At 51.7% G+C, this 15,142-nt stretch carries 14 protein-coding genes and 1 tRNA gene; all 15 read left to right on the forward strand.

Annotated elements, in window-relative coordinates:
• Positions 1–127, forward strand: a 127-nt coding sequence (locus tag ACXJJX_RS09010) for an EF-Tu C-terminal domain-related protein (protein ID WP_456434262.1), incomplete at its 5' end; no start/stop codon positions are given.
• An 11-nt stretch (positions 128–138) separates the two neighbouring features.
• On the forward strand, positions 139–309 hold the full coding sequence (rpmG, locus tag ACXJJX_RS09015; protein ID WP_456434264.1) for a 50S ribosomal protein L33: 171 nt from the start codon (positions 139–141) through the stop codon (positions 307–309).
• 13 nt (positions 310–322) lie between these two features.
• Positions 323–398: transfer RNA gene (locus ACXJJX_RS09020), tRNA-Trp, on the forward strand.
• Between the two features lie 30 nt (positions 399–428).
• Positions 429–728, forward strand: coding sequence for a preprotein translocase subunit SecE (secE, locus tag ACXJJX_RS09025; protein WP_456434265.1), 300 nt, complete (start codon positions 429–431; stop codon positions 726–728).
• Between the two features lie 27 nt (positions 729–755).
• Positions 756–1,283: a transcription termination/antitermination protein NusG gene (gene nusG, locus ACXJJX_RS09030; RefSeq protein ID WP_456434266.1), complete on the forward strand. Its 528-nt coding sequence runs from the start codon at positions 756–758 to the stop codon at positions 1,281–1,283.
• A 69-nt stretch (positions 1,284–1,352) separates the two neighbouring features.
• Positions 1,353–1,778, forward strand: coding sequence for a 50S ribosomal protein L11 (gene rplK / locus ACXJJX_RS09035; RefSeq protein ID WP_456434267.1), 426 nt, complete (start codon positions 1,353–1,355; stop codon positions 1,776–1,778).
• An 11-nt stretch (positions 1,779–1,789) separates the two neighbouring features.
• Positions 1,790–2,506, forward strand: coding sequence for a 50S ribosomal protein L1 (gene rplA / locus ACXJJX_RS09040; RefSeq protein ID WP_456434268.1), 717 nt, complete (start codon positions 1,790–1,792; stop codon positions 2,504–2,506).
• 135 nt (positions 2,507–2,641) lie between these two features.
• Positions 2,642–3,175, forward strand: coding sequence for a 50S ribosomal protein L10 (gene rplJ, locus ACXJJX_RS09045; protein WP_456434269.1), 534 nt, complete (start codon positions 2,642–2,644; stop codon positions 3,173–3,175).
• Between the two features lie 27 nt (positions 3,176–3,202).
• A complete protein-coding gene (rplL, locus tag ACXJJX_RS09050; RefSeq protein WP_456434270.1) occupies positions 3,203–3,589 on the forward strand; it encodes a 50S ribosomal protein L7/L12 in 387 nt (128 codons plus the stop codon).
• Positions 3,590–3,703: 114 nt separating this feature from the next.
• Positions 3,704–7,783 carry a DNA-directed RNA polymerase subunit beta gene (gene rpoB, locus ACXJJX_RS09055; protein ID WP_456434271.1) on the forward strand — a complete coding sequence of 1,360 codons (4,080 nt, stop codon included), beginning with the start codon at positions 3,704–3,706 and terminating at the stop codon, positions 7,781–7,783.
• 15 nt (positions 7,784–7,798) lie between these two features.
• A complete protein-coding gene (gene rpoC, locus ACXJJX_RS09060; RefSeq protein ID WP_456434272.1) occupies positions 7,799–11,878 on the forward strand; it encodes a DNA-directed RNA polymerase subunit beta' in 4,080 nt (1,359 codons plus the stop codon).
• Between the two features lie 102 nt (positions 11,879–11,980).
• Complete coding sequence (gene rpsL / locus ACXJJX_RS09065; RefSeq protein WP_456434273.1) at positions 11,981–12,352, forward strand: 30S ribosomal protein S12; 372 nt, start codon at positions 11,981–11,983, stop codon at positions 12,350–12,352.
• A 12-nt stretch (positions 12,353–12,364) separates the two neighbouring features.
• Positions 12,365–12,838 carry a 30S ribosomal protein S7 gene (gene rpsG / locus ACXJJX_RS09070; RefSeq protein ID WP_456434274.1) on the forward strand — a complete coding sequence of 158 codons (474 nt, stop codon included), beginning with the start codon at positions 12,365–12,367 and terminating at the stop codon, positions 12,836–12,838.
• Between the two features lie 90 nt (positions 12,839–12,928).
• The gene (gene fusA, locus ACXJJX_RS09075; RefSeq protein ID WP_456434275.1) at positions 12,929–15,019 is read left to right on the forward strand and encodes an elongation factor G; all 2,091 of its coding nucleotides are present in this window, start codon (positions 12,929–12,931) and stop codon (positions 15,017–15,019) included.
• Positions 15,020–15,042: 23 nt separating this feature from the next.
• A partial coding sequence (locus tag ACXJJX_RS09080; RefSeq protein ID WP_456434276.1) for a GTP-binding protein occupies positions 15,043–15,142 on the forward strand: 100 nt, incomplete at its 3' end.

The raw sequence follows: 15,142 nt of genomic DNA on the forward strand, positions 1-15,142 counted from the left end.
TGGTGACAATGTGGAGTTAGAGGTTCAGTTGATCAAGCCTGTGGCGATGGAGGAGGGTTTGCGGTTTGCGATTCGGGAAGGTGGTCGGACGGTAGGAGCTGGTGTGGTCACCAAGGTTATTGAGTAAGGGGTTTAGGTATGGCCAAGAAGGGGGAGGCTAGAATTAATATCTTTCTTCAGTGTACTGAGTGTAAGCGCCGGAATTATATCACTACAAAGAATAAGCGTAACACGCCGGATAAGCTTCAGTTGCGCAAATACTGTCCTTTTGATCGCCGTCACACTATCCATAAGGAGACAAAGGCTTAAGAGGTAGTTCTGCAGGCCAGTAGCTCTAACGGCAGAGCACCGGACTCCAAATCCGGGGGTTGGGGGTTCAAATCCCTCCTGGCCTGCCATTTTTGTGCTTTTTGAGGAGAGGAGGCAAAGTGGCCCGGGTAAAGAAGGCCAAAAAGAAGGTTACACCCAAGACCAAGTCTAAAAAGGCTCCCAAGGAGGCCCCGGAAAAGGTCCTACCCTTAAAAAGGACCGAGAAGACCCAATTTCTTGAGCGAGCAGGTCAGTTTTTAAAAGAGGTTAAAATCGAATTTAGACGTATAACTTGGCCTTCTCGGAAAGAGACTACCCAGACTACAGTGGCTGTAATTAGTTTTACTTTGTTTGTTTCCGTTTATTTGGGATTGATAGATACTCTTCTTTCTAAGTTGGTTCAGTTTCTTATCTATTAAGGGTTGAATATTAAGGTTGAAGCGCAAATGGCACATCGTTGGTATATTGTTCATACGTATTCTGGCTTCGAGGAAAAGGTCAAGAAGGCCTTGGAGGAACGGATCAAGCAATTTGGCAAGGAGGAATTTTTCTCCGAGATTCTGGTTCCTACTGAAAAGGTTATAGAGATTGTCAAGGGAGAGAAGCGGACCACGTCTCGCCGTTTTTATCCTGGCTACATTCTAGTAAAGATGGAACTGAACGATGAAACCTGGCATTTAGTAAGGAACACGCCCAAAGTGACAGGGTTTGTGGGGGGGCAGAAGCCCATACCACTTCCCGAGGAAGAGGCCCAGAAGATTATTGACCGGGTTCGGGAAGGGGCCGTCAAGCCCCGTCCCAAATATGAGTTTGAACCTGGTGATCGGGTTCGGGTCATTGAGGGTCCTTTTGCCAACTTCCACGGAGTGGTAGATGAGGTCAAACCAGAGAAAGGAAAGGTTCGGGTCTTGGTAAGCATCTTCGGACGGGAGACTCCGGTGGAACTTGAGTTCTCCCATGTCACCAAGATCTAGGGCCTTTCTTCCCCCCTGCTTTGCCACTTCGGGCCATAGAACATAACGAGAGTCGATAGGGGTGCAACAATGGCCAAAAAGGTAATTGCTACAGTCAAGCTTCAAATCCCTGCCGGACAGGCTTCACCTTCTCCGCCGGTGGGGCCGGCCCTTGGTCAGCACGGCGTAAATATCATGGAGTTCTGTAAGGCCTTTAACGCCAAGACTAAGGGCCAAGAAGGGATGATTATTCCTGTGGTAATCACTATTTATGCCGATCGTTCGTTTACCTTTATCACTAAGACTCCCCCGGCTTCTGTCCTTCTTCTTAAGGCAGCCGGCATTGAAAAAGGGGCCCATACTCCAAAACGGGAGATTGTCGGTCGGGTGAAGCGCCAGCAGGTTGAGGAGATTGCCCGTCTGAAGATGCCGGACCTTGATGTCAAGGATCTTGAGGCTGCGGTTCGAACTATTGAGGGCACGGCTAAAAGTATGGGAATAGAGATTGTCGACTAGGGGTAAAGGATATGGCAAGCAAGGGGAAAAAGTATATAGAGGCCAAAGCCAAGGTTGATCGGACCAAAAAGTACTCCTTTGAGGAGGCAGTCAAGCTGGCTCTGGAGACAGCCTATGCCAAGTTTGATGAAAGTGTCGATGTGGCTGTGAATCTGGGGGTTGATCCCCGTCAGGCAGACCAGATGATCCGAGGTTCGGTTGTCCTTCCTCATGGTACGGGGAAGGCTCCCAGGGTAGCTGTTTTTGCCAAAGGAGAAAAGGCCAAGGAGGCTGAGGAGGCTGGAGCTGATGTGGTAGGGGCCGAGGATCTCATCAAAAAGATCCAGGAGGGTTGGCTGGAATTCGACAAGGCCGTGGCTACTCCGGACATGATGCCCCTTGTGGGGCGGATTGGTAAGATCCTTGGCCCTCGGGGGCTTATGCCTAATGCCAAGACGGGGACAGTTACCTTTGATGTGGCCAAGGCAGTTAAGGAAATCAAGGGAGGAAAGATCGATTTCCGGGTAGATAAAGGTGGAGTCATTCACGCCCCGGTGGGGCGTGTGTCCTTTGGGCCGGAGAAGATACTGGAGAATCTGGCTGCTCTTTTTGAGACCTTATTGAGGCTTAAGCCTGCTTCAGCTAAAGGGCAGTATATTAAAGGAATTACTATATCCACGACCATGGGGCCTGGGATCAAGGTTGATCCGGCCGACGTATCAAATCTTTTACGTCAGCGTTCTGAATAGGTCCTTGGCGTGGCATTGTCAAAGACAGTAGGTACACCCCAGGTGTTTAATTGGAGGCCTCCAGCCTACCGAGACAGTGCCCGGGAGTACCTCTGCCTTTGACATCCAAAATGTCAAAGGAAAGGGGGGGAAAAGTTGCTTAGAAGACCGGAAAAAGAAAAACTTGTTGCTGATCTGCGGGACCGTTTTACTCAGGCCCAGGCGGTCTTTGTCACCGGGATAGAAGGCCTTACGGTAGCCCAGATGACCGAGCTTCGCCGGAAGCTTCGCCAAGAAAATACTCATTATCAGGTGGTCAAGAACACCCTTCTGCGCTTGGCTTCTCGGGAGACTCCAGTTGAGCCTCTTAATGACTATATCGAAGGGGCTACAGCGGTGGCTATCGCCTATGAGGATCCGGTGGCAGTGGCCAAAATCCTCACTGAGTTTGCCAAGGAGAATAAAAAATTTGTTGTCAGAGGAGGGGTTCTTTCGGGTAAGGGGATTTCGGCTGAGGAAGTAGCCTCCTTGGCCACCCTGCCGAGTAAAGAGGTTCTCCTGGCCCAGATGCTTTCGGTCCTCCAGGGACCGCCGGCCAAATTTGTCCGGCTCATGTCTGGAATACTTCAGAAGTTCTTGTTTGCCCTTGAGGCGATCAAAGAAAAGAAGGCCCAGAGCGGGGCTGCCTAAAATATTTTAGATGAGGAGGAAGCAAAGATGGCTGTAACCAAAGAAGAAGTGATCGAGTTTATCTCCAATATGACGGTTCTTGAGCTTTCGGAGTTTATCAAGGAACTTGAAGAAAAGTTTGGGGTCTCTGCGGCGGCTCCTGTGGCTGTAGCGGCAGCGGCAGCCCCGGCGGCAGGGGCAGCTGCGGCTCCGGCCGAGGAGAAGACGGAGTTTGATGTCATCCTCAAAGAGGCCGGTAGCCAGAAGATCAAGGTTATTAAAGAGGTCCGGGCTATTACAGGCCTGGGGCTTAAAGAGGCCAAGGAGCTGGTTGAAAGTGCTCCGAAGCCTCTCAAGACCGGTGTTTCCAAGGAAGAGGCTGAAGAGATCAAGAAGAAGATCGAAGAGGTTGGTGGCACCGTAGAAATTCAGTAATTTTGTCCTGAAACAGGCTGGTATCTGGGATGACAGGGGAGGTTTCTCCTGTCATCCCCGTTTATTTTTGCTAAACCAGGTCAAAACCCAAAAAGGGGGGCATACAAGAGAATTATGGTGGCCAGAGTTCGTAAAAATTTCGGCACAGTAGAAAAAATAGTTGATGTCCCTTATCTTATTGCCCTTCAGAGGGAGTCTTATGCCCGCTTTCTCCAAAGGGAAGTGGAGCCGGATGTTCGCGACGAGGTTGGACTCCAGGGGGCTTTTAAAAGCGTCTTCCCAATTAAGGACTTCACCGGCGCTTCTTCTCTGGAGTTTGTCAGTTACAGTATTGGTGAGCCCAAATACACTCCTGAAGAGTGTCTGGAGAAGGGGATTACCTATGAGGCTCCGGTGAAGATTACGGTTCGCCTTCTTTCTTACGACATAGACAAGGAGACTGGGGCCCAAAGTATTCGTGATATCAAGGAGCAGGAGATCTACTTTGGCAACATCCCTCTGATGACTCCCCATTGGACATTTATTGTCAACGGGACCGAGCGGGTGGTGGTTAATCAACTTCAGCGGTCCCCGGGGATCTTTTTTGATCACGACAAAGACAAGAGCCACACTACAGGCAAGATCCTTTACTCTTCGCGAATCATTCCGGTCCGGGGCTCTTGGCTGGATTTTGAGTTTGATACCAAAGAGAATCTTTACGTTCGCATTGATCGTCGGCGGAAGTTCCCGGTGACCACCCTTCTTAAGGCTCTAGGGCTCACTACGGAGGATATTCTTTCCTATTTTTATCAGGCTGAGACCTACATCATTAAAACCACCAAGGTTTTTAAGAAGGTCTCGCCTGAAGTCCTCATGGGGCAGAAAGTGAGTCTGGAGATCCTTCATCCAGAAACCGGCGAGGTTTTAGTCAAAAAGGGGCGCAAGGTAACAAGACCGGCCTTAAGAAAGATTCTGGAGGCCGGTCTGGAGGTTATTCCTGTAGATGAGGTGGAGATTTTGGGCAAAGTTGTCGCCCGCGACGTGGTTGATCCCCAGACCGGGGAGGTTGTCCTTGGGGCCAACGAGGTAATCAAGAAAGAAACCTTGGATCTCTTAAGAGAGAAAGGGATTACAGAGGTTGACTGTCTTTTTATTGATGGGATCAAGGTAAGCCCGTCGATTCGTAACACTCTTTTGCTGGATAAGGCAAAAACCCAAGAAGAGGCCTTTCTTGAGATCTACAAGCGTCTTCGCCCCTCTAGCCCTCCAACCTTGGAGGTTGCTAAGACGTTTTTCCACAGTCTTTTCTTTGCCCCTGAGACCTACGACCTTTCTGAGGTGGGCCGCTATAAGATCAACCACAAATTGGGGCTTGATATTCCCCTCAATGTTCGGGTCCTCACCAAGGAGGATATCCTGGCCGCAGTCAAGCACCTTATTTGGCTCAAAGACACCCAAGGGCCGGTAGATGATATTGATCACCTGGGAAACCGGCGGGTTCGCTCAGTGGGTGAGCTAGTGGAGAACCAGTATAGGATCGGCTTGGTGCGGATGGAGCGGGCCATCAAAGAGCGGATGACTCTTCAAGAAGTTGAGACCTTGATGCCTAATGATCTCATCAATCCCAAGCCGGTTTCTTCCGCAGTGAGGGAATTCTTTGCCTCGAGTCAGCTTTCTCAATTTATGGATCAAACCAATCCGCTCTCTGAAATGACCCATAAAAGACGTCTTTCGGCCTTGGGGCCTGGGGGTCTTTCTCGGGAACGGGCTGGTTTTGAGGTCCGAGATGTCCACCCTACCCACTATGGCCGGATCTGTCCCATTGAGACTCCAGAAGGCCCCAATATTGGTTTGATAGTCTCCCTGGCTACTTATGCCCGGGTAAATCGGTATGGTTTCATTGAGACTCCCTACCGAGAGGTGGTCGATGGTCGGGTGACAGAGAAGATCCGCTATTTGAGTGCCCTAGAGGAGGCGGATCATGTCATCGCCCAGGCGACCATTAAGATTGACGAAAACGGGCGTATTGCCCAGGATCTTGTCCCGGCTAGAAAAGCGGGAGAGTTTATCATGGCCCGGGCCGAGGATGTCCGCTTTGTTGACCTAACTCCTACCCAGGTGGTCAGTGTCTCCTCTAGCCTTATTCCCTTCTTGGAACATGACGATGCTAACCGGGCCCTTATGGGATCGAACATGCAACGTCAGGCCGTCCCCCTGATCAAGACCGAGGCCCCGTTGGTGGGCACAGGGATGGAGGCCATTGTGGCCCGGGATTCTGGAAATGTCATTTTGGCTAAAAGGGATGGGGTGGTGGAAGATGTTGATGCCACCAGGATCGTTGTCCGTTATGAAGGGGAAGATGAAGACGAACCCCCTGAGGTAGAGATCTACAAGCTGGTCAAGTACCGCAAGTCTAACCAGAATACCACCTTCAACCAGAAGCCCTTGGTGAAAAAGGGCCAGAGGGTTAGAAAGGGTCAGGTACTGGCCGATGGCCCGGCAACCGAAGGTGGAGAGCTGGCTCTGGGTCGCAACGTCTTGGTGGCCTTCATGCCTTGGCGAGGATACAACTTTGAGGACTCCATTATCATCAGTGAAAAGCTCGTCCAGGATGATGTCTATACCTCGGTTCATATTGAGGAGTTTGAGTGTGTAGCCCGGGAGACAAAGCTGGGCAAGGAGGAGATCACCAGAGATATTCCAAACGTAGGGGAGGAGGCCCTAAAGAATCTCGACGACAGCGGGATTGTAAAGATTGGGGCCTATGTTAAGGCCGGCGATATTCTGGTGGGCAAGGTGACTCCCAAGGGAGAAAGCCGGCTGTCCCCTGAGGAAAAGCTCCTTCGGGCCATCTTCGGGGAGAAGGCCAGTGATGTCAAAGATACCTCCCTTCGGGTTCCCCCGGGGATTGAGGGTATCGTCATCGATGCCAAGGTCTTCTGCCGAAAAGGTACCGAAAAAGATGCCCGGGCTAAGAGTATTGAAGACCAGGAGATCGCCCGACTTCTTAAAGACCAGGAGGACTACCTTGAGGTCGTCCGGCGCTCCACCCTTAAACGTCTGGAGCGTCTTTTGGTTGGGCGTCCGGCTTCCCTTACGGTTAAGGGGCCTCGCTCGGAGGTTCTCCTTAACAAGGGAGAGGTGATCACAGCTGAGGTCCTTGAGAAGCTCTCCTTTGCCAGGATCAAAGAACTTGCCGCTGCGGAGAAGGGCCGACCCGACCCCGTTGTGGAAGAGATCCTTCAGCGTTATGAGCAGAAGGTCCAAGAGATCCGCCGGGAGTTTGAGGCTCGGATCAATCGTGTCAAAAAGGGCGATGAGCTTCCGCCAGGAGTGATTAAAACCGTCAAAGTCTTCATCGCCATGAAGCGTAAGCTCCAGCCTGGTGATAAGATGGCCGGTCGTCACGGTAATAAGGGCGTGCTTTCAAAGGTTGTCCCCGTGGAAGATATGCCTTATCTGGCCGATGGTACTCCGGTGGAGGTAATTCTCTCACCCTTGGGAGTCCCTTCCCGGATGAATATTGGCCAGATCCTGGAGACCCACTTGGGGTGGGCTGCCAAAGGTCTTGGACAACAGATTGCTCGTCTGGCCCAAAGTTATCAGGTAGCAGCCATAAAGGAAAAACTGGCTAAACTTTTTTCTCCTAAAGAACTAGCGGCCCTTCTTGAGGGTAAGACCGATGAAGAGATCCTGGAGTTGGCTAAGGCCTTTGATGCCGGGGTTCAGGTTGCCTGCCCGGTGTTTGACAGTGCCAGTGAGGAAGAGATTCGCCGTTGGTTAGTAGAGGCTGGGCTTCCGGAAACAGGGCAGACAGTCCTTTACGATGGCCTTACCGGGGAGCCTTATAAGGAGCCGGTTACTGTAGGTTACATGTACATAATGAAGCTTCATCATCTGGTGGATGATAAAATCCACGCTCGTTCCACTGGACCTTACTCTCTGGTTACCCAACAGCCCCTGGGTGGAAAGGCCCAATTTGGAGGCCAGCGGTTGGGAGAGATGGAGGTCTGGGCCATGGAGGCCTATGGAGCCGCTTACGCCCTTCAGGAGTTCCTGACGGTCAAAAGCGACGATGTCGCCGGCCGGACAAGGATGTATGAACGCATTGTCAAGGGTAATAACTTCCTCGAGGCAGGTCTTCCAGAGAGCTTTAACGTTCTGGTTAAGGAACTCCAGGGCCTTTGCCTCGATGTGGAACTAATAGAAGACTAAAAAGGGGTGATAAGGGTGGAAGATCTTTTCACTTTTTTTACCAAACCCAAGGATCCCATGAATATCAGGGCCGTCCGGATTGCTATTGCCTCTCCGGAAAAAATCAGGGAATGGAGTCATGGAGAGGTTAAGAAACCGGAGACCATAAATTATCGGACCTTCAAACCGGAAAGAGATGGTCTTTTCTGCGCCAAGATATTTGGCCCCGTGAAGGATTATGAGTGTCTCTGCGGCAAATACAAGCGCATGAAGCACCGGGGCGTAATCTGTGAGAAGTGTGGAGTTGAGGTCATTCAGAGCAAGGTCCGTCGGGAGAGGATGGGCCACATCGAGTTGGCCAGTCCTGTGGCCCACATCTGGTTCATGAAAAGTATTCCCTCAAAGGTGGGAAGCCTTCTAGACATGACCCTCAAGGAACTAGAAAGAGTTCTTTATTTTGAAAGCTATGTTGTGACAGAAAGCTCTGAACCTTCTCTCCCGATAGGAACCATCCTTACCGAGGATCAGTATTACCGCAAGCTTGATGAATTGGGCCCTGGGACCTTCGAGGTGGGGATGGGAGCAGAGGCCATCCGCAAGCTTCTAGCTCGGATTGATCTTAATGAGCTGGCTGACAGCCTTCGGGCCGAGATGCAGGCCACCAAGAGTGAGGCCAAACGCAAGAAGCTTGGCAAGCGCCTTCGGGTTGTTGAGGCCTTTAAGGAGAGTGGTAACCGACCGGAATGGATGATCCTTGATGTCATCCCGGTCATTCCTCCGGATTTGCGTCCTTTGGTGCCCCTTGAGGGGGGGCGCTTTGCTACCAGTGATCTCAATGATCTCTACCGGCGGGTCATCAACCGGAACAATCGTCTTCGGAGACTCCTTGATCTGGATGCTCCCGATATCATCATCCGCAATGAGAAGCGGATGCTTCAGGAGGCGGTAGATACTCTTTTTGACAATGGTCGTCGGGGACGAGTGGTTACCGGTCCCAATAAGCGTCCTCTTAAGTCCCTTTCCGATATGCTCAAAGGTAAACAGGGACGTTTTCGTCAGAACCTTTTGGGTAAAAGGGTGGATTATTCTGGACGATCGGTGATCGTTGTTGGCCCTGAGTTGCGTCTCCATCAGTGTGGTCTCCCCAAAAAGATGGCCCTTGAGCTATTTAAACCCTTTATCTATCACTGGCTTGAACAAAGGGGCTATGTGACCACTATTAAAAGCGCCAAGAAAATGGTGGAGAAGGAGGCTCCGGAGGTCTGGGATGCCCTGGATGAGATTGTCAAAGAGCATCCGATTATGCTTAATCGGGCCCCGACCCTTCATCGTTTAGGCATTCAGGCCTTTGAACCCATCCTGATTGAAGGCAAGGCCATCCAGCTTCACCCCTTGGTCTGCGTGGCCTACAACGCAGACTTTGATGGCGACCAGATGGCCGTCCATGTGCCCCTTTCGGTGGAGGCCCAGACAGAGTGCCGGGTATTGATGCTCTCCACTAACAACGTTCTCTCTCCGGCCCATGGAGCCCCTATCGTTTATCCGACCCAGGACATTGTCTTAGGTATCTATTATATGACCCAGGCCCGTCCTTTTGTTCGCGGGGAGGGAAAAGTCTTCAATAGCCTAGAGGAGGTCCGGGTGGCCTATGATGCCGGGGCTGTTGATCTTCAGGCCCGGATTAAGGTCCGTCTAGATGGAGAACTGCTTGAGACTACGGTGGGCAGGGTTCTTTTTGCTGAGATCCTTCCTGAGGAGATACCCTTCTCTGAAGTCAACAAGGTTATGCGGAAGAAGGACCTTCAGCGTCTGGTAGATCTGGCTTACCGCCGTTCAGGGATTAAAAAGACGGTCATCTTCTCAGATAAGATGAAAGACCTGGGCTACAAGTATTCGACTATTGCCGCCATGTCTATTGCCGTTCACAACATGACCATCCCGGTCAGGAAGGAAGAGATTATTGAGAAGGCCCAGGCCGAGGTGGCTGAGATCTGGCGCCAGTACGAAGAGGGACTCATCACAGATGGTGAGCGTTACAATAAGGTAGTGGACATCTGGGCCAGGGTTACTGATCAGATAGCCTCGGAGATGATGGACGAGCTTTCGGTGGATTATTTCCGGGGTCCGGATGGTAAGACCATTGAAGGCCCGAGCTTTAATCCTATCTTCATGATGGCTGACTCCGGAGCTCGAGGTTCTAAAGATCAGATTCGACAGCTTGCCGGGATGCGGGGACTTATGGCCAAGCCCACCGGCGAGATTATTGAGACCCCGATTGTCTCCAACTTTCGCGAGGGGCTCACCGTTCTTGAATACTTTATCTCCACTCACGGAGCCCGTAAGGGTTTGGCGGATACGGCCTTAAAGACCGCCAATTCTGGTTATCTTACCCGCCGGCTGGTGGATGTGGCTCAAGACTGCACCATTGTAGAAGAGGATTGCGGCACCATTGACGGAATTGAAATTGGCCATCTCATTGAAGGTGGTGAAATCATTGAACGGGTAGGTAACCGGGTCCTGGGTCGGGTGGCCCTTGAGGATGTGATCGATCCAGTTACCGGTGAGGTCCTCATTCCTGCCAATGAGGAGATCACCGAAGAGGGAGTTCGCAAGATCGAAGAGGCTGGGATCGAAAGGGTAATGATCCGTTCGGTACTTACCTGTCGATCCAAGGGTGGTGTTTGTGTCAAGTGTTATGGTCGGGATTTAGCTCAGGGGCGTTTAGTGGAGATAGGTGAGGCCATCGGTATTATTGCTGCCCAGTCCATTGGAGAGCCTGGTACCCAGCTTACCATGCGGACCTTCCACATCGGTGGTACTGCTAGCCGGGCGGCAGAGCAGAGTGAGCACCGGGCCCGGGGAGAGGGCCTTGTTCGTTTTATCAATCTTAAGGCTGTGCGTTCAGTGGCCGGATATTTGGTAGCCATGAACCGTAATGGTGAAATCGCTATCGTTACCCCAGATGGTCGTGAGAGGGAGAGATATCCTATAATATACGGGGCTAAGGTCCTGGTTGATGAAGGCCAGAAGGTAAAACCTGGCCAGATTTTAGCCGAGTGGGATCCATACACCACCCCGATCGTCACTGAGGTCTCCGGAAAGGTCAAGTTTGGGGACATCATCGAAGGGGTGACCATGCAGGAAAAGGTTGATCCCATTACTGGTAAGGCCTCAAAAATCATTGTGGAGTTCAAACAGTCGGAGTATCGGCCGCGTATCTCTATTAAGGACGATAGCGGGCGGACGGCAAAACTTCCGGATGGCAAGGGGGAAGCTCGGTATCAGTTACCGGTAGGGGCGATTATTACGGTAAATGAAGGCGATTATGTCCACGCCGGAGACGTCATTGCCCGTATCCCCCGAGAGACCACCAAGACCAAGGATATCACCGGCGGTCTGCCTCGGGTGGCCGAGCTCTTTGAGGTCAGAAAGCCTAAAGAGTATGCTATTATCAGTGAGATTGATGGGGTGGTTTCTTTCGGTAAGGACGTAAAGGGGAAAAGGCGGATTATCATCACTCCGGAGATTGGAGAGCCCAAAGAGTATCTCATTCCCCGAGGTAAGCACATTGCTGTCCATGAAGGGGATTATGTCCGGGCTGGCGAACCTCTTATGGATGGTTCTCTGAATCCTCACGACATCCTTAAAGTCAAAGGCATCAAGGAGTTGGCTCGCTATTTGGTTGACGAGATCCAGGAGGTCTATCGACTCCAAGGGGTTAAGATCAACGACAAACATATCGAGGTTATCGTCCGTCAGATGATGCGTAAAGTGAAGATTAAGGAGGTCGGAGATACTAACTTTATGCTTGGCGAGCAAGTCGAGCGCTACCGCTTTGAGGAAGAAAATGAGCGAGTGCTTGCCCAGGGTGGACGTCCGGCGGTGGCCGAGCCTTTGGTCTTGGGGATAACCAAGGCCTCTCTCTCTACAGAGAGTTTCCTCTCGGCGGCCTCCTTCCAGGAGACCACTAAAGTCCTTACTGATGCCTCGGTAGCCGGTAAAATCGACTACTTGCGTGGTCTCAAAGAGAACATTATTATGGGCCGGCTTATCCCTGCCGGCACTGGTCGGGTTTTCTATCAGCAACGTGAGGCCCAATCTGTTGCCGGAAACTAGAAGGCCTTGACCAAGGGGACCACTTGGTCCCCTTGACAAAGTCTGGCTTACCAGATATAAAACCGTGCCTCTATCTTAAGGGCACAGGGTGAAGGAGAAGTTATGCCGACAATTAACCAGTTAGTCCGTTTCGGCAGAGAGAAGATCAAGCGTCGTCCTAAGACTCCGGCTCTCCAGGGGTGCCCTCAGCGCCGTGGGGTGTGTGTTCGGGTCTACACGACCACGCCCAAGAAACCCAATTCGGCCCTGCGGAAAGTGGCTCGTGTTCGGCTTACCAATGGGATTGAGGTTACGGCTTACATACCAGGGGTGGGCCACAATCTACAAGAACACTCGGTGGTCTTGGTTAAAGGGGGCCGTGTTAAGGATCTTCCCGGTGTGCGTTACAAGATAATTCGGGGCACTCTTGATGCGGCCGGGGTTGCTGATCGTCGTAAATCGCGTTCTAAGTACGGAGCTAAAAGACCTAAGTAAGCGGGTGAGGTTATGCCAAGGAAAGGACCTGTTCCCAAAAGAGAGGTTCCGCCAGATCCTAAGTATGGCAGTGTTCTGGCGGCCAAATTTATCAACTATCTTATGTGGGATGGAAAAAAGTCCGTTGCCAGACGGATTTTCTATGAGGCCTTAGAGCGGGTTGGTGAGAGGCTTAAGGGGGAGGATCCCTACAGGGTTTTTGAGAAGGCCATAGAGAATGTTAAGCCTCTCCTTGAAGTTCGTTCCCGGCGGGTGGGGGGAGCTACTTACCAGGTGCCGGTAGAAGTTCGGCCGGATCGTCAGCGGGCTCTAGCCATCCGCTGGATTCTGGCTGCGGCCCGCAACCGTGGGGAGAAGACCATGGTCGAGAGGCTGGCCGCTGAAATTCTTGATGCCTACAACAATCGTGGGGCAGCTATAAAAAAGAGGGAAGATACTCACCGGATGGCAGAGGCCAATCGGGCCTTTGCTCACTACCGCTGGTAGCGGATTTTTAAAAAAGAGGCATCTTGGTCCTCTTTGGCTAACAAAGGGGATTTTTTGTTTTTAAACTGGTTTGGAGGGATTGGTTAGATCATGGCAGGAAAGGCATATCGAGACAGAATTAAAAAACTTAGAAACATCGGGATCGCGGCCCATATTGATGCTGGCAAGACGACTACCACGGAGCGAATCCTCTATTATACTGGCCGCTCCCACAAGATAGGAGAAGTCCATGAAGGTACAGCCACCATGGACTTTATGGAACAGGAACAGGAGCGGGGGATTACCATTACGGCGGCAGCTACAACCTGCTTCTGGAAAGGGCATCAAATTAATATCATCGATACCCCTGGCCATGTGGACTTTACCATCGAGGTGGAGCGCTCTCTGCGAGTCCTCGATGGGGTGATCGCCGTCTTCTGTGCTGTCGGCGGGGTTGAACCTCAGAGTGAGACCGTCTGGCGTCAGGCGGACAAGTATGGTGTCCCCCGGATAGCTTTTATCAATAAGATGGACCGGGTAGGGGCGGACTTTTTCCGTTGTGTGGAGCAGATGCGTACCAGATTGGCTGCTAATCCTCTTCCTCTTCAGATTCCCTATGGGGCTGAGGATTCCTTCCGGGGGGTGATCGACCTTATCGAGGAACGGGCTGTGGTTTGGGACGAGTCAACTTTAGGGGCCAAGTACCACTTTGAAGAGGTTCCCGACTCTCTTCGTGAGGAGTACGAAGAGGCTCGGACCAAACTCATTGAGGCCCTGGCCGACCTTGATGATTCCATAATGGAGAAGTACATCGAAGGGGAAGAGATCTCCAAAGAGGAGATCAAGGTCGTTGTTCGACGGGCCACTGTAAATCTTGAAGCGGTGCCGGTTCTTTGTGGTTCGGCCTTTAAAAACAAGGGGATTCAGCCCCTTCTTGATGCAGTAATTGACTACCTTCCCAGCCCCTTGGATATTCCTCCTATAAAAGGGCTTAATCCCAAGACCGGCGAGGTAGAGGAACGTCCAGCTGACCCAGAAGCTCCCCTTGCTGCCTTGGCCTTTAAGATTATGACTGATCCCTATGTGGGGACCCTCACTTTCCTGCGCGTCTATTCTGGACGTTTGGCCACAGGGGAGACGGTCTATAACGCCACTAAGGGGAAACGAGAGCGGATTGGCCGGTTGGTCAAGATGCATGCTAATAAACGAGAGGAGATCAAAGAGGCCGAGGCCGGGGAGATTGTTGCCGCCCTTGGTCTAAGGAATACGACCACAGGGGACACCCTCTGTGATGAAGTTCATCCTATTGAGCTTGAATCCCTAGATATTCCCGAGCCGGTTATCGCTATTGCTATCGAACCCAAGACCAAGGCCGATCAGGAGAAGCTGGCTGTAGCCCTTCAGAAAATTGCCTTAGAGGATCCATCCTTCCAGGTTCGCACGGATCACGAAACTGGCCAGACCCTTATTTCTGGCATGGGCGAGCTCCATCTGGAGATCATCGTTGACCGCCTGACCCGAGAGTTTAAGGTTCAGGCCAATGTGGGGCGTCCGGAGGTGGCCTACCGGGAGACCATTTCCGCTTCTGCTGAGGCTGAGGGTAAATACATCAAACAGACCGGTGGTCGAGGGCAGTATGGTCATGTGAAGATCACTATTGAACCTAATCCCGGCAAGGGTTTTGAGTTCGTAAACGCAATTGTCGGAGGAGCCATTCCCAAAGAGTACATCCCGGCTGTGGAGAAAGGGATCAAAGAGGCCATGGAACACGGAGTGATTGCTGGCTATCCGGTAGTCGATGTCAAAATCACTCTGATTGATGGAAGCTATCATGAGGTGGATTCTTCGGAGATGGCCTTTGCTATTGCTGGTTCAATGGCCTTTAAGGAAGCGGCCCAAAAGGCCAAACCGGTTATCCTTGAGCCTATTATGCAGCTCGAGGTAGTAACTCCAGAGGAGTTTGTCGGTGACGTCCTGGGAGACATTAGTGGCCGTCGGGGCAAGGTCCAGGGTATGGAGCAACGCCCTGGGGTTCGAGTGATTAAGGCCTTGGTGCCCTTGGCAGAGATGTTTGGCTATGCTACAGATCTTCGCTCAAAGACCCAGGGCCGGGCCAATTTTACTATGCAATTTTCTCATTATGAGAAAGTTCCAGCTAATCTGGCAGAAGAGATTGTCCGCAAAGCCAAGCTTGCGGCCTAGCAGCTTTACAAGGAGGGTTGACAATGAGCAAGAAGAAGTTTGAGCGTCGGAAGCCGCATGTGAATGTAGGGACGATAGGTCATATAGATCATGGTAAGACGACGTTGACGGCGGCGATTACGC

It is taken from the genome of Thermosulfuriphilus sp. (assembly GCF_054026695.1).

What these genes read in the sequence shown, in the direction of transcription:
- rpmG (WP_456434264.1), top strand. Translation starts at nt 139, where the DNA reads ATGGCCAAGAAGGGGGAGGCTAGAATTAATATCTTTCTTCAGTGTACT.
- nusG (WP_456434266.1), top strand. Translation starts at nt 756, where the DNA reads ATGGCACATCGTTGGTATATTGTTCATACGTATTCTGGCTTCGAGGAA.
- rplK (WP_456434267.1), top strand. Translation starts at nt 1,353, where the DNA reads ATGGCCAAAAAGGTAATTGCTACAGTCAAGCTTCAAATCCCTGCCGGA.
- rplA (WP_456434268.1), top strand. Translation starts at nt 1,790, where the DNA reads ATGGCAAGCAAGGGGAAAAAGTATATAGAGGCCAAAGCCAAGGTTGAT.
- rplL (WP_456434270.1), top strand. Translation starts at nt 3,203, where the DNA reads ATGGCTGTAACCAAAGAAGAAGTGATCGAGTTTATCTCCAATATGACG.
- rpoB (WP_456434271.1), top strand. Translation starts at nt 3,704, where the DNA reads ATGGTGGCCAGAGTTCGTAAAAATTTCGGCACAGTAGAAAAAATAGTT.
- rpsL (WP_456434273.1), top strand. Translation starts at nt 11,981, where the DNA reads ATGCCGACAATTAACCAGTTAGTCCGTTTCGGCAGAGAGAAGATCAAG.
- rpsG (WP_456434274.1), top strand. Translation starts at nt 12,365, where the DNA reads ATGCCAAGGAAAGGACCTGTTCCCAAAAGAGAGGTTCCGCCAGATCCT.
- fusA (WP_456434275.1), top strand. Translation starts at nt 12,929, where the DNA reads ATGGCAGGAAAGGCATATCGAGACAGAATTAAAAAACTTAGAAACATC.